The organism is Glaciibacter sp. 2TAF33 (genome assembly GCF_052114945.1).
Lineage (GTDB): Bacteria > Actinomycetota > Actinomycetes > Actinomycetales > Microbacteriaceae > Cryobacterium.
Window position 1 is genome coordinate 85756 of the sequence record NZ_JBFRFS010000001.1, and the last position, 21170, is coordinate 106925.

18 protein-coding genes and 1 tRNA gene are annotated in these 21170 nt (G+C 66.7%); 13 read left to right on the forward strand and 6 right to left on the reverse strand.

The genetic code is table 11. From position 1 onward, the window contains the following. Nucleotides 1–12 precede the first annotated feature (12 nt). The gene (locus AB4Y94_RS00500; RefSeq protein ID WP_441723705.1) at nt 13–1500 is read right to left on the reverse strand and encodes an MFS transporter; all 1488 of its coding nucleotides are present in this window, start codon (nt 1498–1500) and stop codon (nt 13–15) included. Nucleotides 1501–1582: 82 nt separating this feature from the next. On the opposite strand from AB4Y94_RS00500, the gene AB4Y94_RS00505 reads away from it, so the two are divergent. Further along, nucleotides 1583–2311 carry a TetR/AcrR family transcriptional regulator gene (locus tag AB4Y94_RS00505; RefSeq protein WP_441723706.1) on the forward strand — a complete coding sequence of 243 codons (729 nt, stop codon included), beginning with the start codon at nt 1583–1585 and terminating at the stop codon, nt 2309–2311. Nucleotides 2312–2553: 242 nt separating this feature from the next. Here the strand turns inward: AB4Y94_RS00505 and AB4Y94_RS00510 are convergent, their stop codons facing one another. After that, nucleotides 2554–2976 (reverse strand): SgcJ/EcaC family oxidoreductase, encoded by a 423-nt coding sequence (locus AB4Y94_RS00510; RefSeq protein WP_441723708.1) that lies wholly within the window; start codon nt 2974–2976, stop codon nt 2554–2556. A 245-nt stretch (nt 2977–3221) separates the two neighbouring features. On the opposite strand from AB4Y94_RS00510, the gene AB4Y94_RS00515 reads away from it, so the two are divergent. Together AB4Y94_RS00515 and AB4Y94_RS00520 are read left to right on the forward strand one after the other, a co-directional pair. Further along, complete coding sequence (locus AB4Y94_RS00515; protein WP_441723709.1) at nt 3222–3647, forward strand: YkvA family protein; 426 nt, start codon at nt 3222–3224, stop codon at nt 3645–3647. A 229-nt stretch (nt 3648–3876) separates the two neighbouring features. Next, a complete protein-coding gene (locus AB4Y94_RS00520; protein WP_441723711.1) occupies nt 3877–4383 on the forward strand; it encodes a GNAT family N-acetyltransferase in 507 nt (168 codons plus the stop codon). On the opposite strand, the gene AB4Y94_RS00525 is transcribed toward AB4Y94_RS00520, so the two are convergent. Next, nucleotides 4380–5993 carry a phospholipase D family protein gene (locus AB4Y94_RS00525; protein WP_441723713.1) on the reverse strand — a complete coding sequence of 538 codons (1614 nt, stop codon included), beginning with the start codon at nt 5991–5993 and terminating at the stop codon, nt 4380–4382. The two genes, AB4Y94_RS00520 and AB4Y94_RS00525, sit on opposite strands and share 4 nt — an antisense overlap. Before the next feature lie 440 nt (nt 5994–6433). Between AB4Y94_RS00525 and AB4Y94_RS00530 the strand changes: the two genes are divergently transcribed. After that, the gene (locus AB4Y94_RS00530) at nt 6434–6631 is read left to right on the forward strand and encodes an antibiotic biosynthesis monooxygenase family protein (RefSeq protein ID WP_441723715.1); all 198 of its coding nucleotides are present in this window, start codon (nt 6434–6436) and stop codon (nt 6629–6631) included. 992 nt (nt 6632–7623) lie between these two features. On the opposite strand, the gene AB4Y94_RS00535 is transcribed toward AB4Y94_RS00530, so the two are convergent. Beyond that, nucleotides 7624–7695, reverse strand: a tRNA-Arg gene (locus AB4Y94_RS00535). A 27-nt stretch (nt 7696–7722) separates the two neighbouring features. Continuing rightward, nucleotides 7723–8361 (reverse strand): iron ABC transporter ATP-binding protein, encoded by a 639-nt coding sequence (locus AB4Y94_RS00540; protein WP_441723717.1) that lies wholly within the window; start codon nt 8359–8361, stop codon nt 7723–7725. Between the two features lie 42 nt (nt 8362–8403). Between AB4Y94_RS00540 and argS the strand changes: the two genes are divergently transcribed. Further along, on the forward strand, nt 8404–10122 hold the full coding sequence (gene argS / locus AB4Y94_RS00545) for an arginine--tRNA ligase (RefSeq protein ID WP_441723719.1): 1719 nt from the start codon (nt 8404–8406) through the stop codon (nt 10120–10122). A 131-nt stretch (nt 10123–10253) separates the two neighbouring features. Beyond that, nucleotides 10254–11006: an LmeA family phospholipid-binding protein gene (locus tag AB4Y94_RS00550; RefSeq protein ID WP_441723721.1), complete on the forward strand. Its 753-nt coding sequence runs from the start codon at nt 10254–10256 to the stop codon at nt 11004–11006. Between the two features lie 30 nt (nt 11007–11036). Here the strand turns inward: AB4Y94_RS00550 and AB4Y94_RS00555 are convergent, their stop codons facing one another. After that, nucleotides 11037–11897 (reverse strand): SDR family NAD(P)-dependent oxidoreductase, encoded by an 861-nt coding sequence (locus AB4Y94_RS00555; RefSeq protein ID WP_441723723.1) that lies wholly within the window; start codon nt 11895–11897, stop codon nt 11037–11039. A gap of 108 nt (nt 11898–12005) precedes the next feature. On the opposite strand from AB4Y94_RS00555, the gene AB4Y94_RS00560 reads away from it, so the two are divergent. The 7 genes from AB4Y94_RS00560 (at nt 12006) to prfA (ending at nt 21157) form a co-directional block, all read left to right on the forward strand. Continuing rightward, the gene (locus AB4Y94_RS00560) at nt 12006–12311 is read left to right on the forward strand and encodes a hypothetical protein (RefSeq protein WP_441723725.1); all 306 of its coding nucleotides are present in this window, start codon (nt 12006–12008) and stop codon (nt 12309–12311) included. 154 nt (nt 12312–12465) lie between these two features. Next, nucleotides 12466–13938 carry a diaminopimelate decarboxylase gene (gene lysA / locus AB4Y94_RS00565; protein ID WP_441723727.1) on the forward strand — a complete coding sequence of 491 codons (1473 nt, stop codon included), beginning with the start codon at nt 12466–12468 and terminating at the stop codon, nt 13936–13938. Further along, entirely contained in the window at nt 13935–15272 is a 1338-nt protein-coding gene (locus AB4Y94_RS00570) for a homoserine dehydrogenase (protein ID WP_441723729.1), read from the forward strand. The genes lysA and AB4Y94_RS00570 overlap by 4 nt, the downstream gene beginning before the upstream one ends. Further along, the gene (gene thrC, locus AB4Y94_RS00575) at nt 15272–16402 is read left to right on the forward strand and encodes a threonine synthase (RefSeq protein WP_441723730.1); all 1131 of its coding nucleotides are present in this window, start codon (nt 15272–15274) and stop codon (nt 16400–16402) included. The genes AB4Y94_RS00570 and thrC overlap by 1 nt, the downstream gene beginning before the upstream one ends. Next, nucleotides 16399–17343 (forward strand): homoserine kinase, encoded by a 945-nt coding sequence (gene thrB / locus AB4Y94_RS00580; RefSeq protein WP_441723732.1) that lies wholly within the window; start codon nt 16399–16401, stop codon nt 17341–17343. Before thrC ends, thrB begins: the two co-directional genes overlap by 4 nt. 245 nt (nt 17344–17588) lie before the next feature. Continuing rightward, nucleotides 17589–20078 carry a transcription termination factor Rho gene (gene rho / locus AB4Y94_RS00585; RefSeq protein WP_441723734.1) on the forward strand — a complete coding sequence of 830 codons (2490 nt, stop codon included), beginning with the start codon at nt 17589–17591 and terminating at the stop codon, nt 20076–20078. Continuing rightward, nucleotides 20078–21157, forward strand: coding sequence for a peptide chain release factor 1 (prfA, locus tag AB4Y94_RS00590; protein ID WP_441723736.1), 1080 nt, complete (start codon nt 20078–20080; stop codon nt 21155–21157). The genes rho and prfA overlap by 1 nt, the downstream gene beginning before the upstream one ends. The last annotated feature ends 13 nt before the right edge of the window (nt 21158–21170 follow it).

Genomic DNA, 21170 nt, shown 5'->3' on the forward strand with positions numbered 1-21170 from the left:
CGACGCCTCGTCTCAGCGGAATTCGCGCATAACCTCAAGGTGGGCGGTAGCCTCGGCGCCGTGATCGCTCGGGAACGCGTTGCTCTCGGACCCAAATGTGCCTTGCCCGCTACGCGGCAGGTGTCTGCCGACCAACCCGAGCGAGACGAAGGCGGCGACGGCGGTGAGCACAAAGCAGGCCACCGGCACCCAGAGCGCCCCGAGTTCCGCGACGAGCGACCCGGACGACTCCTCAAGTGCGAAATAGAGTCCGCCGGCCGCGGCGATTCCCAGCGCAGACCCCGTCTGTTGAACCGTGTTGAGCACTCCGGATGCTGTGCCGGCCAGATCTGGCGCCACGCCTCGCAGCGCGATGTCGACCAGCGGCATCGCCACGAAGATGAGGCCGACCCCGGCGAGGGCCATCGGCGGCACGAGCGCCCACGAATTGAGCGGCCACCTGGTTTCAAGAACAAGCCTCACCCACATGAACGCTGCTGATTGCACGAGTCCGCCGGCCACGACCAGGCCAGCCCCGTGGCGCTTGCTCAGGGGCACGGCGATAGCCGATCCGGCCATCGCGCCCAGGCTGACCGGCAGCAGGATCAGGCCGAACGCGAGCGGGCTGAGTCCGACGGTCTGCTGGAGGTAGAACCCCAGTACCATCGCGTAGCTGCCCGAGCCGAATGCGAACAGCAGCTGCACGAGCGCCGACGCCGAGAATGACCTCACCCGGAACAGTTCGGTCGACACGAGAGACGCGCCGCCCGATCTGGTCAGCCGGCGTTCAAGCGACACGAATGCCCCGAGTAGCACAACCGCCACACCCATCAACACCCAAATCCACCACGCCCACCGGTTCTGGTGGCCCGTGGTCAGGGCAAAGACAAATAGGAAGATGGCGCCGCCCGAGAGCACGGCGCCGGCGACATCCAGCCGGTCGCGGTGCCCGGACACTGTGCGGGGCAGGCAGATGAACGCGACGGCTAGTGCGATGAGACCAACGGGGACGTTGATCAGGAATATGCTCCGCCATCCGATGCCGAAGGCGTCGACCGTGACCAGCCAGCCTCCGAGGAGCTGGCCGACGACCGTGCCGAGTACGCTCATTGAGCCGATGGCCGCGTACAATGGCGCGCGCTTTTCCGGCGGGTAGAACACTTGCACATAAGTGAGCACCTGGGGGATCATGAGGCCGGCCATCGCGCCCTGAATGATGCGGAACCCGACGAGCGACGCCCCGCTCCAGGCGAGGGTCGCCCCGAGCGATGCGAGCACGAAGCCGAGGAGACTCAGTGCAAACAGATTTCGTCGGTCGAACCTGTCCCCGAGGCGCCCGCCCAGCAACAGTGTCGTGGCGAAGGCAATCATGTACCCGGCAATGGTCCACTCGAGTTCGACCGGGCTGGCCCCGAGGTCGGCTTGGATGGACGGTAGCGCCACGTTGGTGATCATCGTGTCCATCACGTCCATGAAGGACGCGCAAAGCAGTGCGGCCATGGCCAGGGATTGGCGGTTCATTAAAGGGCTCCTGTTCGCGAATCAATTGTGAGGCCTATACTGCGTATGCCACTCACAATAAGAATAAGTTACTGTGAATGGTGTGCGCAGTCAACCCAGGCAGGATCCCGACCTCGAGACAGCCACGATCGCGACGTTGCCCCAGGTGGTCCTGCTCGCCTGGCGTCTGGGGGAGACCACCAACCGGGGTCCGAAACCCAAACAAAGCACCGAGGCCATCGTCGCGGCGGGCATCCGGCTCGTCGACGACGAAGGACTCGAGGGACTCTCCATGGCGGCCCTCGCCAAACCCTTGGGCCTCGCCGCAACCGCGCTCTATCGCTACGTCGATTCGAAGGAGACCCTCATCGAGCTGATGGTCGACTCCGCTGTCGGGCATCCGCCGGCGAAGTCGCCCTCAAGCGAGTGGAGCGAGAACGCCAGGGTCTGGGCACGCGCCCTGTTGGACGTCTACGCCCGCCACCCCTGGCTGAGTGACGTCGTGATTACGGGGATGCCGCGCACTCCCAACAGCCTCGAATGGATCGAGTCGCTCCTCGAGAGCCTCTCAGACTCCCCGCTGAATAAAAGCGAGCGGCTGAGCGCGGCGCTTCTCCTGCAAGGGATCGTGCGCAACTACGCGGCCATGATCCGCAGCATCCCAATCGGCACGGATGCCGACGCGTCGTTCGTCTCCCTGCTTCCGGCGCTCGGCGCTCGGGCGTACCCCCGTCTGATCGCCGAGTTGCAGCGACCGCGAGAATCCGTGTCCGACGAATTCGACTTCGCGCTCGACACGACAATTCGGGGTCTGGCCTTTCCGCACCCCTAATGAGCGGAGGCTCGGATCCGCTCATTGAGTCGTTCTGCGCCGTCTGCCCCAGGATCAACTGCTGGCAAGCTTGTCGGCTATCGCTTCCCGCAGACCCTGGGAGTTGCGTACTTGGTACATCCCGGCCGGGACGCACCAGGGCCCATCCGCTGTGCGACCTCAGCGGACCGTGGGCTTGTCGAGGACGTTTTCATGCTCGTGACGCCTCAGCGCGAATCACCGGTGTAGCAGACGGGTCGAAGTCAGGCGAGGATCGGTGTCGTCTGTGCAACGGCTATCTGCCATGAGTTGCCTGACCTGATGAGTACGTAAGTGAGAGCACCCGTCGAGCTTGGGACAAGGGCGGATTCGGAAGCGGACCGGCCGTCGTGAATAGTCTTGATGCAACTCACGATCGCCGTGTCCGGTGCCACGAGCCGGATATCGACTATGTCGACGGTGGTGGTGATGTCCTTGAGCGGTGAAGCAAGGGCGACAGCCATGGCGTCCTCGAAGGAAGTCCGTCCCAGAAGGCGGCGACCGACTACGTTCACGATTACCACGCCATCCGCATGTAACGTCGGCAGCTTTCGGGCGTCAGTTTGCGCGTTGTGCGCCTGTAGTACGAGGTCACGGATTGAGCGCTTGTCGACTTCGGTAATGTCTGTCGGTGTTGAAGTTTCCATGAATCGGACTCTATCCGTCAGGTTGGGTTGGGGTCCACAGGGCCTGGCGCCCACGGCGGTTGATCATGGTGGGAGCGCTGCTGAAGCTGGCACTTTCGGGACGCTCTCGTGCTGTGGCAGGCGTCGTGGCATCCATAGTCGTACGGTGCGTCGGGGCAGCACTCGCAGTGTTCGCGGACGATACTGATGTCGCGTCGATGGATTCGACCGAGTAAGTACACCGCGCACGTCCGCAAGGAGTAGCCATGCCAGCATGGGCGCAGATCCTGATCGGCGCAGCAGGCGGCATCATGCTGCTCTGGCTCGCGCTCGTGGCATTCTTCTGGTGGGAGCAGCGTCGCTTCGGAGAAAAGACCAACTGGCGAGAGATCGCCAGACTCGTGCCCGACGTTATACGCCTCGTCCGACGGCTCAGCACTGACAAGACTGTTCCGAGAACAACAAGATTGTGGCTCCTGGCGTTGCTCGCGTACTTGATCTCACCGATTGATCTGATCCCGGACTTCATCCCCGTTCTGGGCTACGCCGACGACGCGATCATCGTCGCAGTCGTCCTCCGTTACACCGTCATACACGCCGGACTCCCGGCGGTCGAACGCCACTGGCCAGGGACGCCAACCGGCCTCCGAAGCCTGCTCCGCCTCGCCGGCCTGACCAAACAACCCAAGTAGCAACCACTTTCAACCTCGCGCGAAAAACGTTCAACGCCTCGGAAGAATGACCGGGAGGGAGCCCTATTGCGCCGGACCGAGGTTCACCGTAAGCCCGACTCATGTGGGAACAGTCTTGGTGCACGGGCGGGAACCCCTTGCATGGCACTGACCGGCGCCTCGCGTTCACCTGGAGATCCGCTACCGGGTGGGGCGTTTCAGGGCGTTAGAGACGTGTCAGTATAGCTCCGTGACGAAGGTGACTGTCCGACAGATGACTCCGGCAGAGTTTGACCAGTGGCAAGCGGCGATCGCGGAGGAGTACGCGGTCGAGCAGGTCGCTGCTGGTCGATGGGAACCAGAAGGAGCGGTGCAGCGTGCTCGCGACGAGAACGCACAGCTCCTCCCGCAGGGGCTGCAAACAGAGCGGATGCTTATCCTTCGAGGCGTCGATATCGACGAAGAGCCCGTCGGCCGGGCCTGGGTGGGTCTCGACCACCCGCGTGGGGCACAGGATGTTGCATTCCTCTACGACATCGAGGTTATCGAGACCAGGCGCGGACGGGGACTCGGCCGCGCACTCCTCGAAGCTGTGGAGGATGGAGCCCGGCGAGCTGGCGCAGTCGCCTTGGAACTGAATGTCTTCGCGCGCAACCACGCGGCCACTGCTCTCTACAGCTCGGCTGGCTATGACGTGATCACGCAGCAGATGCGGAAGTCACTCCGACAGGGTTGTGTAGAGGACGCTGCTGGCTAGAACTGCGCAGTACCCCGCAGCCCGCGGGGGCGGCCGTCCGGGTCCACGACGAAGCGGCTGATCGGGACCGCCCAGAGTTGTTGGATGCGTGAGACAGGCTCGGGAGTGTGGTGGCGCACGCGTCCGTTGGGTCGCGGCGCGCGGCGGTCAGTTTCGTGCCAGCGGTCGAGACCGGCGGCGGCGGTCTTCCAGAGTTCGAGCCCGGCCGCCGGGTCGTGGAGTCGGGGATCGTTCGCGTCCAGCCCCAGGTGTTCGGCCCAGAGCTGGAAGCGGAGGTCGCGGGCAAGCCGCTGGGAACCGTCGTGGCCCGCCTCCAGACCACCCGGTTCGCTGTTGTCGACAGTGGTGTCGAGCACGGCGCAGGTGAGCTCGCTATCAGTGGTCCAGGATCGACGGTTGAAGTTGTCTGAGCCGCAGGTGATCCAGGTGTCGTCGACGATGCAGATCTTGGCGTGGACGTAAATCGGCGTCCCAACGCTGTTCTCCAGGTCGAATATGCCGACCCGGTCCGGCGCGACCCGGCGCAGCATCGTGATGGCACGCAGCTGCCCGATCCGGCTCGGCGGCCCCGTGAGGAGGCCGTCGGAGGCTGGGTAACGCGGCACGACGGCGATCACGTTCAATTCGGGGTTCCGTCGGAGGGCCTCGGCGAGAGCGGCCGTGACTTCTGCGGACCACAGGTACTGGTCCTCGATGTAGATCAGCGAGCGGGCGCGGGCGAAGGCTTTCGCGTAGGCGCGGGCAACGCTGCGCTCCCCGGCTGGTGCGAACGGGTAGGGCGGACGTTTCACGCCGTACGTCCTCAGCAACTGCACGGCGTGAGGACCCGCCGGGGGTGGTGGCGGCGCTGATTCCGGGAGGCGCTTGGGATGCCGGGGCATGCGGGATAGACGTTGCAGCAGCATCCGGTAGGGAGTGCGTCGGTCAAGAGGGTGCGGGTCGTTCCACCGTTCAGCGAAGACGGCCAGCAGGTCTGCCACCACGGGGCCGCGAAGTTCGAGGGCGGCATCGTGCCAGGGGGGTCGTTTGCCGTACCGGGAATCCATGGTCAGTGCTTGCGGGTCTCCTGCGTGGTCGGCGTCGTCCCGACGGCTGTGACAGAGGTCGAGCCCGCCAACGAAAGCGACATCCCGAAACGGGTCGTCACCGTGGCGGATGACGAAAAATTTCTGGTGATGGGAGCCGAACAGCCGCACTCGCTGATCGAGCAGCACCTCTCCGCCGGCATCGTTTATTTCTCGACCCAGGAGCTCATTCGATCGGCCGCTGATCGGGGACGATACGCGTTCCCCGTGAGACCTCCAGACAAGGCCTCGCACCTCCACTCCCGCGCGGGCCAGCCCCGCGAGCAGATCGCCGATCGACGGTCCATCCGGCAGCAGGCGTTCGTCGGCATCGCCACGCCAGTCGGTGAACCATACGCAGTCTCCCCCGTGCAGCGCCGTGAGCTCTTCATGCAGTCGGGCGAAGTAAGTCGACCCATGTACCAGAGGCCGCACGAGGTTGCCCTCCGACCACGCCAGCGACCCGGCGGCGCCCGCGTGCACCTCCGTGGCCAGGTTTCCACGCTCAGCGCGACGCAGGAACCAGCTGTCAGGATCGTTGTCCACGCGATGCACTTTACGGCACCCCGAGACCAGCCTCCTCTGGTTGCAACCAAGGTTTGGTCCATGTGCCTCGGAGCGCCTGCGGTAGCTGGGAGCAATGAGGAACACGTGAACGACGACGCTTGCGCTGCTGGCCACTATTGGGACGGCATCTCCGACCCCACTAACCTCGGCCTCGGCGGCGGCCCAGGCATCACAAGCTGGGACTACGTGAACGGCGATTGCGAACCGAAACTTGTCGCGACTCTGAGAGACAACGCCAGGTCCTACCCGGTAAGTGAATTCAACGGCAGACGGATGCCCCGCAGATCGTCGAGCGGGACGGGGACCACGAATGGACACTGTTCAAGTGATTACCGAACATGCTCTATTGCCCGTGATTCCCGGCCGAGAAGACGGGTTCGAGATCGCCTTTTACCGAAGCGAGCGTCATCATCGCCTCAATGCCGGGATTCCGGACCTTGTCGTTGTCGCGTTCGATCGAGTCTCCAAGCACGTATCTGTTGCTTGTTTCGTGGGAGCGTCTAGACGATCACACGATCGGATTCAGACAATCGGAGGAATACCAAGAATGGCGCACCCGCCTGCACCACTTCTACGAGCCGTTCCCGGTGGTCGAGCACTTTCAGAGAGTCCTTTAAGCCGGACCCCCACCGCGAATTCCCGTTCAGTGACTGGGCACTTGGAAGCTGCGACCGGAGCTGAGCCCGTAAGACCCGCCCGATGATGTGCCCGCTGAGCGGGGGGCGGTTTCTAATCGTCAACCGCATCACGCCGCAGATGCACCGAATGGCGACAAGCACGACGGCGGATTAAGGTCCGTCTTGTCCGAACTAGGTGGCAAAAATCCGGAATAGCGTGTCACGTGACAAGTGTTGTCACCTGACGAACTAGTCCGGACAAAATGCCAACTCCGGACACGCTGAATCATGCGGAAGCTGCGCTGAGCGGCGCGACCTTTTCTGCCATCGTATTTCGGACAGCGGCGCCTTGAGCGGCATACACCGCAGAGCGGGTGACACAAAGCAGCGGCAGAAGGGGAACCCTCAGCGGTAAAGCCGAATGAGCGTCGTTTCAGTTCGAAAGCGTCGCTTCGCTCATGGCCGTTCGCTGGGTTCAGGTCCCCTCTCGTCCGAGCTTCGCGGACGTGAGTGAAACGCAGGATGGTCCGACTGCTTCCACAACATGCGGAACGTGAAGGTGTTGCCCACGAGGAAAACAATCCAGACGACGAGCATCAGCCAACTGGGACCCCAGTCAAAGACGAGGTCAGAGATCCACAGTGCGGCAGCCACTAGGACTGATCCGAGCACCACCCAGTACCAGGGTGATAGTTTGCGGAGACGCGGCACGGATTCATCGTGGCATGAATCAGCGACCAGGGGTAGTGCCGTTGAAACCCTAGGGGTGGTCATTTGAGGGTCAACCGGGAACTCTCGTTCAGCGACTGGGCGCTTGGAAGCTACGAGAGGAGTCAAGCCCGCAAGACCTGCCGGTTGATGTGCCGCTGAGCGGGGGTCAACTGCATCACACCGGCCGATGTCCCGAATGCCCACAAGCACGAAGGCGGATGGGTGCCCCCTTGTCCGAACTAGGTGGCAAAAGTCCGGAATGGCGTGTCACGTGACAAGTGTGCCCCCAGGCAGATTCGAACTGCCGCCCCTGCCTCCGGAGGGCAGTGCTCTATCCCCTGAGCTATGGGGGCCAGGGTGTTTCTAGGCTACCAGCAGGTTTACGGCAGATGTGACACGACAGCTGCCGCGAGCTGCTGCACATCACCCGGCTCGAAGAACGCAACTGAACTCAGGGTGACCCAGTACGCGCCGGAGAACACCTGCGCGGTGCCCGTCCCTGACGTGGCGGAGAAGAAGCCGTCGATGGCCGGCGGCGTGCCGTAGGTCGGGACCGGGGAGCTCTGGGCGATCGCCTTGTCCTTGAGCTGTGTCAGGCGCGTTTCGCTCGGCTGCGCGACCGAGACCGCGATGACCTCGCCGCTGGTCTGGTTCGACCAGCCACACGCCACGCCGTCATACTTGACCGCGGTCTCCGCGACACTGCCGCCCTCGGGCTTATATGCAGGCGCTGTGCCGAAGTTCGGGTTGAAGGCGTACACGTCGTCGGGGGAGAGCACCTGGTCGCAATCGAGGGTGACCGGCGTATTGGGTGCTTCCGGCGTGGCCGTGGGAGTCGGCGTGACCTCGGGATCGCTGGTGGCGCCATCCGTTGCCGCCGGGGCGGACGACGTCGCTGCAGGCGACGGTGCCGGGCTGCAGCCGGCGAGGGCGACCAGTGCGAGTGCACTGCCCGCGACGGCCAGGCCGAGGCGCTGGCGAGGGTGACGGAAACGGCGGGAAGCAGCGGAGAGGGGCACGCGATGACCCTATCAACACGTCGGCCGGTAAGATTGACGGTCGTGACCCCTGCCGAACTTTCCCAGACCCTGCTCGATCTCGTGACCACTCTGGCCGAGCGTCGACGCCAGGCGGCAATCGGTGCGGAAGCCAGCGCAGAAGGCAGCGGCGGCACAGTCGTTGCCGCACCATCGCTCAGCCTCACCCTCGCCGACGTCACTTTGGAACGCCCGAAGAACCGCGACCACGGGGACTGGGCGTCGAGTATCTCGATGAAGATCGCCAAACCGCTCGGCTCCAACCCGCGCCAGATCGCGGCTGAGCTCGCCGAGGGCCTTGAACAGGTCGACGGAGTCGCATCCGTTGAAGTGGCTGGCCCTGGCTTCATCAACATCCGACTCGAAGCGGCAGCCGCCGGCGCGCTCGCGAAGACCATCGTCGAGTCCGGCGACGTCTACGGCACCGGCCACATGTACGACGGCATCAAGATCAACCTTGAATTCGTGTCCGCGAATCCGACCGGCCCGATCCACATGGGTGGCGTGCGCTGGGCCGCGGTGGGCGACAGCCTCGCCCGGGTGCTCCAGGCCGAAGGAGCGGATGTCACGCGCGAGTATTACTTCAACGATCACGGCTCGCAGATCGACCGTTTCGCCCGCAGCGTGCTCGCCAGTTACCTTGGCGAGCCCACCCCGGAGGATGGCTACGGCGGAGCGTACATCGGCGACATCGCCAACAAGGTCGTGGAGATCTACGACGGCGACATCGATGCCCTGCCGCGCGACGAGCAGCAGGAGGTGTTCCGCGCGATCGGCGTCGACCTGATGTTCTCCGAGATCAAGGAGAAACTGCACAGCTTCGGCGTCGACTTCGATGTGTACTTCCACGAGGACTCACTGCACGAGTCCGGAGCCGTCGAACGGGCCATCGAGCGTCTGCGCGAACAGGGCCACATCTTCGAGACCGACGGCGCCATCTGGCTCCGCACGACCACGTTCGGCGACGACCGTGACCGCGTTATCATCCGCTCCAACGGCGAGCCGGCCTACATCTCCGGAGACCTCGGCTACTACCTCGATAAGCGCGAGCGCGGCTTCGACCAGAACCTGATCATGCTCGGCGCCGACCACCACGGCTACGTCGGACGCATGATGGCCATGGTCGAGGCGTTCGGCGATGAGCCCGGAGTGAACCTGCAGATCCTGATCGGGCAGATGGTCAACCTGCTCAAGGGCGGCGAACCGGTGCGGATGTCCAAGCGGGCCGGCACCATCGTCACCCTCGACGACCTCGTCGACGCCGTCGGAGTCGACGCCGGCCGCTACGCGCTGGTGCGCTCGTCCAGCGACTCGCAGCTCGACATCGACCTGGACCTCCTCGGCAAGCACACCAACGAGAACCCGGTGTTCTACGTGCAGTACGCCCATGCACGCACCCGCTCTGTCGCCCGCAACGCGGCGGCGTCAGGGGTGGAACGCACAGCCTTCGCACCCGAGCTCCTCACCCACGACAGCGAGTCGGCGCTCCTCGGCGTGCTGGTGGAGTACCCGCGCGTGGTGGCGCAGGCCGCCGAGCTGCGTGAACCGCACCGCATCGCCCGGTACATCGAAGAGGTCGCCGGCTACTACCACCGCTGGTACGACAACTGCCGGGTCATCCCGCTCGGCGACGAGCCGGTCATCGACCTCCACCGCACCCGCCTGTGGCTGAACGACGCCACCGGACAGGTGATCCGCAACGGCCTCGGCCTGCTCGGAGTGGCAGCGCCCGACCGGATGTAGCAACGGGACCGTTGAAGGGGACGACTGGGATGGCTGCGGCGTTGAGATCGCGGGGTTGTTGAGATGGCTCGGGTGGTGAAATGGCCCGGGTGGTGAAATGGCCCGGGTGGTGAAATGGCCCGGGTGGTGAAATGGCACTGACTCGTCGCGGAATCGGTGGGCTGGTGGTCGCCAGCCTGCTCCTGCTCGGGCTGGTCGGCGCCTACTTCATCGTCGATTCGGTCCTCCGCAATTACGCCCAGAACCGGGTGCGGCAGGAGATCGCCAACAACCTGCCCGAGGGCGTCACCGGCGATGTCACCGTGTCCATCAGCGGCTTCTCCGTCATCGCGCAGTACCTGGGCGGCAGCTTCGACCAGGTTGAACTCAAGGCGCCGGCCCTCGCGGCCGGCGGGGCACAGGCATCCGTTCATCTGGTGGCAACGGATGTCCCGGTCGACACCGCGAAGACCGTCGGTGATGTGCGCGGTGCGATCGAGATGGGCCAGCAGTCACTCGACGCGCTGTTGGCGAACGCGGACATCCCGGGGAACCCGACCGTGAAGCTCGGCGACGGCACGGTCAGCTACACCGGCACAATCACCGTCGCTCGGGTGCCGATCGGCTACACCGCGACCGCGATCCCGCAGGCCGCGGGGGACAGCGTGCTCCTGACCCCGACGAAGGCGACAGTGACCACCGCTATCGGCAGCCTCAACCTGGGCGGCCTGGTGCAGCGGATCCTCGGCGAGGAGCCGCTCCCGATCTGCGTCGCGCAGTACCTGCCGGCAGGGGTCGACCTCACCGGGGTGGACGTGACCCCGCAGCGCGCCCGGATCACGCTCCACGCGCCCGCCTTGCGCCTCACCGAGGAGGGGCTGACGACCCTCGGTTCCTGCAACTGAGTCACCCGCCGGGTGCGGCGGGCCCGCGGGTCAGCGGATGCGGGACGGCTGGGAGACCAGCCGCTCCGACAGGTTCCACAGCCCGGACGCGACGGCGTCATCGCCGGCCTGCCGCGTGGTGCGGCCGTTCGCCCGCAGTCCGTCGAAATAGGTGCCGCTCGGCAGTGAAAGCCGCTCGGCCGAAGCCAATTCCACCAGTGGCGCGGCGCCCGCCTCCGGGGTGAGGGCGTAGCCGCCGAAGCCGACCATCCCGGCCAGCTTCATGAGGCGCGAGTCGGCGCCGAACCCGGTGGTGACGAACCCGGGGTGGAACGCGTAGGCGTCGACGCCGGTGCCCGCCGTGCGCCTGGCCAGTTCGCGGGTGAACAGGATGGTCGCTACTTTCGCCGAGCCGTAGGCGCGCCAGCCACCGAGCCAGCGGCGGCCTCGCCAATGCAGGTCGTCCAGCCGCAGCTGGCCCATTCGGTTGGCGGCGCTCGCGGTGGAAATCACCCGCACCGGCCGCCCGGCGGACGCCGTCTCGACGAGCCGGGGCAGCAGCAGGCTGGTCAGCAGGAACGGTGACAGGTGGTTCACCTGGATGGTCTGCTCATGGCCGTCGGCGGTGTCGGTACGCCGGGAGACCAGCCCGCCGGCGTTGTTGGCGAGCACGTCGATGGTCTCGTACCGGGCCAGCAGGGCATCGGCCAGGGGCCTGACGTCGTCGAAGCGGGCGAAATCGGCCAGGAAGGCGGTGCCGCCGATCGAAGCGGCCACCGCCGCAGTGCGCTGCGGGTTGCGGCCGACCACCGCCACACGGGCGCCGCGCTCGGCCAGTTCGGCGGCGGCCGCTCGGCCGATCCCCGAACTGGCGCCGGTGATCACGATGGTCTTGTCCAGACGATGAGCCATGGGGCCAGCGTAGAGGCACAACCTGCGGGCAACCCGCTGAAATAGGCCCAGCATTCCGCCCCAGCCGGAAGTACCCTGAGAACACCCGGTCTGGTGAGGAGCGTCATCATGTTCATCCTGCGAATCCAACATCCCGTTCCCGACTTCGCCCGCTGGAAGCGGGCATTCGATGCCGACCCGGCCGACCGCCGGAAGTCGGGCGTGATCCGCTATTCCATCCAGCGGTCGGTCGCCAACCCGAAGTTCGTGATGATCGACCTCGAGTTCGACACGGTGCGGGAGGCGGAGGTACTGCTGACCAAGATGCGGCGGTTGTGGGAAGGCTCCGGCTCCTCGGTGATGTCGTCGCCCGAGGCGTGGATCGTCGAAACCGTGGAGACCGTCGAACTCGCTGAGCCGGCGCCAACCGCGTAACAAGCCTGCCGCCGATTCGGCGTGAACCCGGGCCCTTCGCTAGGATTTCGGTTATTCGCGCCCCGCGACTTCTCTTCACTGGCTTCAGGGACCAACCCGGGTCCGCTCGCCGCAGTGAGACACCCACTCGACGCGTCCCGTGAGGTTTTCACCCGTGGCTCCCACCCCACCCAGCACCGCATCGCACCGCCCTGCCCCCGGCAACCCGCTGGCCCCGGCCTGGCTTGCCCTGCCTGCAGACGCCAACGCGCTCGCGGACGGCCTCTGGCCGGCCACGGCGGCCCGCACCGCAACCGGCGAACTCGAGATCGGCGGCGTCACCGCCTCAGCACTGGCCGCCGAGTTCGGCACCCCGCTCTACGTGATCGACGAAACGGATGCCCGCACCCGGGCCCGTGACATCCGACGCGCCTTCGAGACCGAATTCGCTGCGATCGGCACCACGGTTCGGGTCTACTACGCCGGCAAGGCATTCCTGTCCACGGAAATCGCGCGCTGGATGATCGCGGACGGGCTCAACATCGACGTCTGCAGCGGCGGGGAGCTCGCCGTCGCGCTCGCTGCCGGAGTCGATCCGGCCCGGCTCGGGTTCCACGGCAACAACAAGTCATTGGTGGAGATCTACGCCGCCACACGCGCGGGCATCGGCACCATCGTCATCGACAGCGCCATCGAGATCGAGCGCGTCGCCGCCGCCGCGGAGAGCAACGGCGTCGTCCAGGACGTGAGGCTTCGGGTCAACAGCGGCGTGCACGCGCACACCCACGAGTTCCTGGCGACCGCCCACGAAGACCAGAAGTTCGGCGTGGTGCTCGAGGACGCCCCCGCGCTCGTCGCCGCCATCCGTTCGAAGGCGTCCCTCCGATTCCTCGGCCTGCACGGCCACATCGGCTCGCAGATCTTCGGCGCCGAGGGCTTCGCGGAAGCCGCGAGCCGACTGCTGACCGTGCACGCCCAGCTGCTGGACGGCGGACCGGTTCCGGAGCTGAACCTCGGCGGCGGATTCGGCATCGCCTACACCAGCGCCGACACGCCGACCCCGATCCGGGAACTGGCCGCGCAGATGGCGGCCAGTGTGTCCGCCGAGTGCGTCAGCCGTGGCATCCCGGTGCCCGCCATCGCGATCGAACCTGGGCGAGCCATCATCGGCCCGGCGGGAATCACCCTGTACACGGCCGGCACCACCAAGGCCGTCGACGTTGCACTGGGGTCGAGACCAGCCGCCCGGCTCTACGTGAGCGTCGACGGTGGCATGAGCGACAACGCTCGTCCCGCGCTCTACGGCGCCGACTACTCGGTGCGCATCGCCAACCGGGTGACGGATGCCGCCCCTGCCCTGGTCAGGATCGCCGGCAAGCACTGCGAGAGCGGCGACATCGTGGTCGACGCCGACTATCTGCCCGGTGACGTGGAACCCGGGGACCTGCTCGCCGTGGCCGCCACCGGCGCCTACTGCTGGTCGCTCGCAAGCAACTACAACTACGTCGGGCGCCCCGCGGTGGTCGCCGTGCGGGACAGTGCCGCGCGCGTACTGGTGCGGGGCGAGACCATCAGCGACCTCCTGGCGCGCGACACCGGCATCCGCCGTGATTCAACAGACCCATCCACCGAAGGAACCACTCGATGATCGAATACCGCAACCTCCGCGTCGCGCTCCTCGGGGGCGGCTCCGTCGGGGCGCAGGTGGCTCGGTTGCTGCTCGAGCAGCGCGAGGAGCTGGCCAACCGCGTGGGCGCCGGACTCGAACTCGTCGGCATCGCCGTCCGCGACGTCGACGCCGAACGCACCGTCGACCTGCCGCGGGAGTTGTTCACCACCGACGCCGAGTCGCTGATCCTCGGCGCTGACGTCGTGATCGAACTGATCGGCGGCATCGAACCGGCCCGCACCTACATCCTTCAGGCGATCAACTCCGGTGCCGACGTCGTCACCGCGAACAAGGCGCTGCTCGCCCTGCACGGCCCCGAACTCTTCGCGGCCGCGGACCAGGTCGGCGCCCAGCTGAACTACGAGGCCGCGGTCGCCGGGGCCATTCCGATCGTGCGGCCGCTCCGCGACAGCCTCGCCGGTGACAAGGTCAACCGCATCCTCGGCATCGTCAACGGCACCACCAACTTCATCCTCGACCGAATGGACGCCGACGGGGACACGCTCGAGGAGGCGCTGGCCACCGCGACGGCCCTCGGTTACGCCGAAGCGGACCCGACCGCCGACATCGAGGGTTACGACGCGGCCCAGAAGGCCGCGCTCCTGGCCAGTCTCGCCTTCCACACCACGGTGCCGCTCGAGTCCGTCTACCGGGAAGGCATCACCCGGGTCACGCCGCAGCAGATCGAATCCGCGCGGAAGGCCGGTTACGTGATCAAGTTGCTCGCGATCTGCGAACGGCTGACGGATGCCGCCACCGGCCAGGAGGGCGTGTCTGCCCGGGTCTATCCCGCGTTCGTCAGCCGCTCCCACCCGCTCGCGGCGGTGCACGGCGCCAACAACGCCGTGTTCGTCGAGGCCGAGGCCGCCGGGCCGCTGATGTTCTACGGCGCCGGCGCCGGGGGAGTGGAGACCGCCTCGGCGGTGCTCGGCGACCTCGTCTCGCTCGCCCGCCGCCACGTCGTGGGCGGTCCAGGGTTTGCCGCCTCCAGCCACGCCGACCTCCCGGTACTGCCGATCGACCGGGTGACCACCCGGTATGCGATCACACTCGAGGTCACCGACGAGCCCGGGGTGCTCGCCACCATCGCCGGCGTGTTCAGCAACCGCGGGGTGTCGCTGGCGCTGGTCGAGCAGTCGATGACGCCAGAAGTCAGCGCCAGCGCCGGGCAGGAGTTGGTTCCGTCCACGGCTACCCTTGTAATCGGCACCCATGCGGCAACAGAGGCCGCACTCGCCGCCACCGTCACAGATCTCGCCGCCAACAGTGTGGTGACCACCGTCGCATCCGTTTTGAGAGTTGAAGGAGCCTGATGTCCAGCTCGACCCAGCCCGAGGTTGAATCCCGCCGTATTGCCGGACCGCCCGTATCGCGGCAGTGGCGCGGCGTGTTGCGGGAATACGCGGACCGCCTGAATATCTCCGACGCCACGCCGATCATCACGCTGGGCGAGGGCGGCACCCCGCTGATCCCCGCGCCTGCTCTCTCCGCGCGCACCGGCGCGAAGGTCTGGGTGAAGTACGAGGGGATGAACCCGACCGGCTCGTTCAAGGACCGCGGCATGACCATGGCCATCTCCAAGGCGATGGAGGACGGCGCGAAGGCCGTCATCTGCGCCTCCACCGGCAACACCTCGGCGTCAGCGGCCGCCTACGCGACGCACGCCGGCATCACCGCCGCCGTGCTGGTGCCTGAGGGCAAGATCGCCATGGGCAAGCTCAGCCAGGCCATCGCCCACAACGCGCAGCTGCTGCAGGTGCAGGGAAACTTCGACGACTGCCTGGACATCGCCAGGGACCTGGCCGCCAACTACCCGGTGCACCTGGTCAACTCGGTCAACCCCGACCGCATCGAAGGCCAGAAGACCGCGGCCTTCGAGGTCGTCGAGGTGCTCGAAGACGCCCCGGACTTCCACATCGTGCCGGTCGGCAACGCCGGCAACTACACCGCCTACTTCCGCGGCTACGGCGAGGAGCTCGAACGCGGCGTCACCACCAAGCTGCCCCGCATGTTCGGCTTCCAGGCCGCCGGCAGCGCCCCGATCGTGCTCGGCCACCGGGTCGACAACCCCGACACCATCGCCAGCGCCATCCGCATCGGCAACCCGGCGTCGTGGGAGCTGGCCCTGGACGCCCGCTCGCGGAGCGACGGCTACTTCGGCGCGATCAGCGACGAGAAGATCCTCGAGGCGTACCGCATCCTCTCCGCCGAGGTCGGCATCTTCGTGGAGCCGGCATCGGCGATCAGCGTGGCCGGCCTGCTCGAGCGCTCCGAGGCCGGGCAGATCCCGGCCGGTTCGACCGTGGTGCTCACCGTCACCGGCCACGGGCTGAAAGACCCGCAGTGGGCGCTCCGGACCGCAGACGGTTCCGATGTCACCCCGATCATCGTGCCCGTTGACACCGTCGAGGTCGCCAGCGTCCTGGGCCTGGCCACCGCATGACCGACGCGTCGCCGCTGGCCGTGGCTCCGTCGCTGTCCGGCCGGTCCGTCACCGTGCAGGTGCCGGCCACCAGCGCCAACCTCGGCCCCGGATTCGACACGCTCGGGCTTGCGCTGGCGCACTATGACCAGCTCGAGGTCACCGTGCGGGACGAACCCGGCGCATCCGTCGTGGTGCACGGTGTCGGTGAGGGCGAGGTACCCACCGACGAGACCAACCTGGTCGTCCGCGCCATCGCGCACACCTTCGCGGCGTTCGGCCAGCCGGTTCCCGGGCTCGACCTGGTCGCCAACAACCACATCCCGCACGGGCGGGGTATGGGCTCGTCCGGTGCCGCGATCGTCTCAGGGATCATGGCGGCCAAGGGGCTGCTCGAGGGAATCGTCGAGATAGACGCCGACCGGCTGCTGTCCCTGGCCACCGAGCTCGAGGGCCACCCTGACAACGTGGCGCCCGCCCTGTTCGGCGGCCTGACCATCGCCTGGATGACCCCGGAGGGCCCGCGACACAAGAAGCTGATGGTGCACCGCGGTGTATCGCCGCTCGTGTTCGTGCCGGAGCACGTGATGTCGACGGCGCTGGCCCGCAGCCTGCAGCCTGAGTCGGTGCCGCATGAGGACGCCGTGTTCAATGTGTCGCGGTCCGCCCTGCTCATTGCGGCGCTGATCCAGAGCCCGGAACTGCTGCTCGCGGCCACCGAGGACAAGCTGCACCAGAGCTACCGCGCGGCCGCTATGCCCGAGACCAATGCGCTGATCACCCTGCTCCGTGCCAACGGTTTCCCGGCCGTGGTGTCCGGGGCCGGCCCGTCGATCCTGGTGCTCGCCAGCGACCCCGGGCAACGGCTGGTGGCCGCCGAGCTGGTGGCTGAACACTCTGACACCCCCTGGCAGGCGCTCATGCTGGCCGTCGACTTCAAGGGCGCCACTGTCACTCGCTAAGGGGTCAGCCGGGTAAGTGGGATGGTGCTAGGCTGGCTCCGCACCCGATAGAAACCGCTGAATAAGCGAATCTTTTCTCCGGTGCATTCCCTGTAACTCACTGCTGTCGCTCATTCATGCGTGGCTGTGTGTGTTCACACCAATCCACTCGAATCGTGGGATTGGATCACCCGCAGCGCGTAGGTCGCTGCAACAGCTCTCCTGACAGAGACATCACCGTCTCCAGGGGGAAGGAAAAAGTCTTCGTGACTGACATCACTCTCCGCGCCGCTGGCGCGAATTCATCACGCCTCGCAACCCTCCGCGTGGCCGAGCTTCAGGCTCTGGCCGGCGAACTGGGCATCCAGGGCGCGTCCAAACTTCGTAAAGGAGACCTCGTGCAAGCCATCAACGAGATCCAGAACCCCGGTACCTCTTCGTCCTCCGCGTCGGAGCCGGCCGATCAGGTAGCGGCAGCGCCCGCCGCGCCCGCTCCCACCGAGCAGTCTGCCGAGCAGGCGTCCACCGCGTCGGCGCCCACCGAGCAGGCTCCCGCCGAGCAGGCTCCCACCGAGCCGGCCCGCGCCACGCAGGCGGCCGCGGTCGTCGATTCTCCCGAGACCACCCAGGCCCCGCGGAAGCGCGCCCCGCGCCGCGCCAGCACGGCTACCGCTGCCCCGGCCATCGCGCACGTCAATGCCGACGCCGGCACCGGGCTCGACTCGCTCCTGCCCCCGATCACCTCCGGTGCCGCCACCTCGGGTGCCGGTGCTTCGCGCGGCGCGGCCTCCCGTGCTGCTGCAGCGGATGCCGCCCAGGCCGCCGGCACGACCGGTTCAGCTGACTCCGCGTCCGACGCGTCGACAAATGCCGCCACCGACGCCACGAGCGAGACCGCCACCGACGCCCCGGGCGACGCCACCGGCGACACCGAGAAGCCGGCCCGCCAGACACGCAAGCGCGCACCCCGCAACCTTCAGATCGAGCTCCCCGAGCCCCGCACCGAGCAGGGCCAGGACGAGCAGGCATCCGCTGACGCGACCGGCGAATCCGCCGAGCAGGGCGAATCCGCCGACGGTGCCGAGCAGAGCGAATCACCGCGGCAGGGCCGGGGTCGGGGCCGCAACCGCAGCGAGCGCAACCAGGACCGCGACCGTGGCCAGGCTGCCGAGGATGGCAGCCGCCAGCAGGGCCAGCGCCAGGGCACCCGTGCCGAGCGCGGACAGAACGACCGCAACCAGGGCAACGAGCGCGGACAGAACGCCGAGCGCGGCCAGAGCGACCGAAACCAGGGCAACGAGCGCGGGCAGAACGCCGAGCGCGGCCAGAGCGACCGAAACCAGGGCAACGAGCGCGGGCAGAACAACGACCGCAACCAGAACAACGACCGCAGTCAGAACCTCGACCGCGGACCCGACCGCAACGAGCGCGGCGACCGGGGCCAGAACCTCGACCGCGGACCCGACCGCAATGATCGTGGGCAGGACCGCAACGGACTGGACGACGACCTCGGCGGCCGCGGCAACCGCAACCGCTACCGCGACCGCAAGCGTCGCGGCGGCAACGTCGGCGAGGATTTCGAACCCGAACTGAGCGACGACGACGTGCTGATCCCCGTCGCAGGCATCCTCGACGTTCTCGACAATTACGCCTTCGTGCGCACCTCCGGCTACCTGCCGGGCGCCAGCGACGTCTACGTCTCCCTCGGCCAGGTCAAGAAGTACAACCTGCGCAAGGGTGACGCCGTTGTCGGCTCGATCCGTCAGCCGCGTGAGGGCGACCAGAGCGGCCGCCAGAAGTACAACGCGATCGTCAAGGTCGATTCCATCAATGGCCTGACCGTCGAGGAGGCCGCCACCCGCGTCGAGTTCCAGAAGCTCACGCCGCTCTACCCGCAGGAGCGTCTGCGCCTGGAGACCGAGTCCGGCAAGCTGACCCAGCGGATCATCGACCTCGTCGCCCCGATCGGCAAGGGCCAGCGCGGTCTCATCGTCGCGCCGCCGAAGGCCGGCAAGACGATCGTCATGCAGCAGATCGCCAACGCGATCTCGATCAACAACCCTGAGGTCCACCTCATGGTTGTCCTGGTCGATGAGCGTCCCGAAGAGGTCACCGACATGCAGCGCACGGTGAAGGGCGAGGTCATCGCCTCCACCTTCGACCGACCGGCTGAAGACCACACCACCGTCGCGGAACTGGCCATCGAGCGCGCCAAGCGCCTGGTCGAACTCGGCCACGATGTGGTTGTGCTCCTCGACTCGATCACCCGCCTCGGCCGTGCGTACAACCTGGCCGCCCCGGCGTCCGGGCGGATCCTCTCCGGCGGCGTCGACGCATCAGCTCTCTACCCGCCGAAGCGTTTCTTCGGGGCGGCCCGCAACATCGAGAACGGTGGTTCGCTCACGATCCTCGCCTCGGCGCTGGTGGAGACCGGATCCAAGATGGACGAGGTGATCTTCGAGGAATTCAAGGGCACCGGCAACATGGAACTGCGCCTGTCGCGCCAGCTGGCCGACAAGCGCATCTTCCCCGCCGTCGACGTCAACGCATCCGGAACCCGCCGCGAAGAGATGCTGATGAGCACCGACGAGGTCAAGATCACCTGGAAGCTGCGCCGCGCCCTCGCCGGGCTCGACCAGCAGCAGGCGCTCGAAGCGATTCTCGGCCGGCTCAAGGAGACGTCGTCGAACGTCGAGTTCCTGATGCAGGTGCAGAAGTCGATGCCGACCCTGAACGGGTCAGATAAGGACCACTGATGTTCGAATCCGTCTCCACCCTGCTGGCTGAGCACGACGACCTGCAGGGACAGTTGGCGGATCCGGAGCTCCACTCGAACCCGGCCCGCTCGAAGAAGGTCAACCGCCGGTACGCCGAACTCAGCCGCATCATCGCGGCATACAACGAGTGGCGCGAGGTCGTCGACAACCTCGACGCCGCACGTGAACTCGCGGATGAGGATGACTCCTTCGCCGAGGAGATCCCCGGGCTCGAGGAGCAGCTGGAGGCGACGGCCGAGAAGTTGCGGCGCCTCCTGATTCCACGTGACCCCAACGACGCCCGTGACGTGATCATGGAGATCAAGATGGGGGAGGGCGGCGCCGAATCGGCCCTGTTCGCCTCCGACCTGCTCCGGATGTACCTGCACTATGCGGAGTCGAAGAAGTGGAAGACCGAGATCATCGAGCAGACCTCGAGCGATCTCGGCGGCATCAAGGATGTGCAGCTGGCGATCAAGGGCAACTCCACCGACCCGGCCGAGGGGGTCTGGGCGCACCTCAAGTACGAGGGCGGCGTGCACCGCGTGCAGCGGGTGCCGGCGACCGAGTCGCAGGGACGCATCCACACCTCGGCGGCCGGCGTGCTGGTGTTCCCCGAGGTCGACGAGCCCGAAGAAGTCGAGATCAGCCAGAACGACCTCAAGATCGACGTCTACCGCTCCAGCGGACCCGGCGGCCAGTCGGTGAACACCACAGACTCCGCCGTTCGCATCACGCACCTCCCGACCGGCATCGTCGTGGCCATGCAGAACGAGAAGAGCCAGCTGCAGAACCGCGAGGCCGGCATGCGGGTGCTGCGCGCCCGGGTGCTCGCCCGGCAGCAGGAAGAGATCGACGCCGAGGCATCCGCTGTTCGGAAGAGCCAGATCCGCACCATGGACCGGTCGGAGCGCATTCGCACCTACAACTTCCCCGAGAACCGTGTGGCCGACCACCGCACCGGCTACAAGGCCTACAACCTCGACGCCGTGATGAACGGCGCGCTGGAACCGGTGATCGAGTCCTGCATCCTGGCCGACGAAGAGGCCCGCCTGGCCGACATCGGCGACCACGAGTAGGACTCGCTCTGAA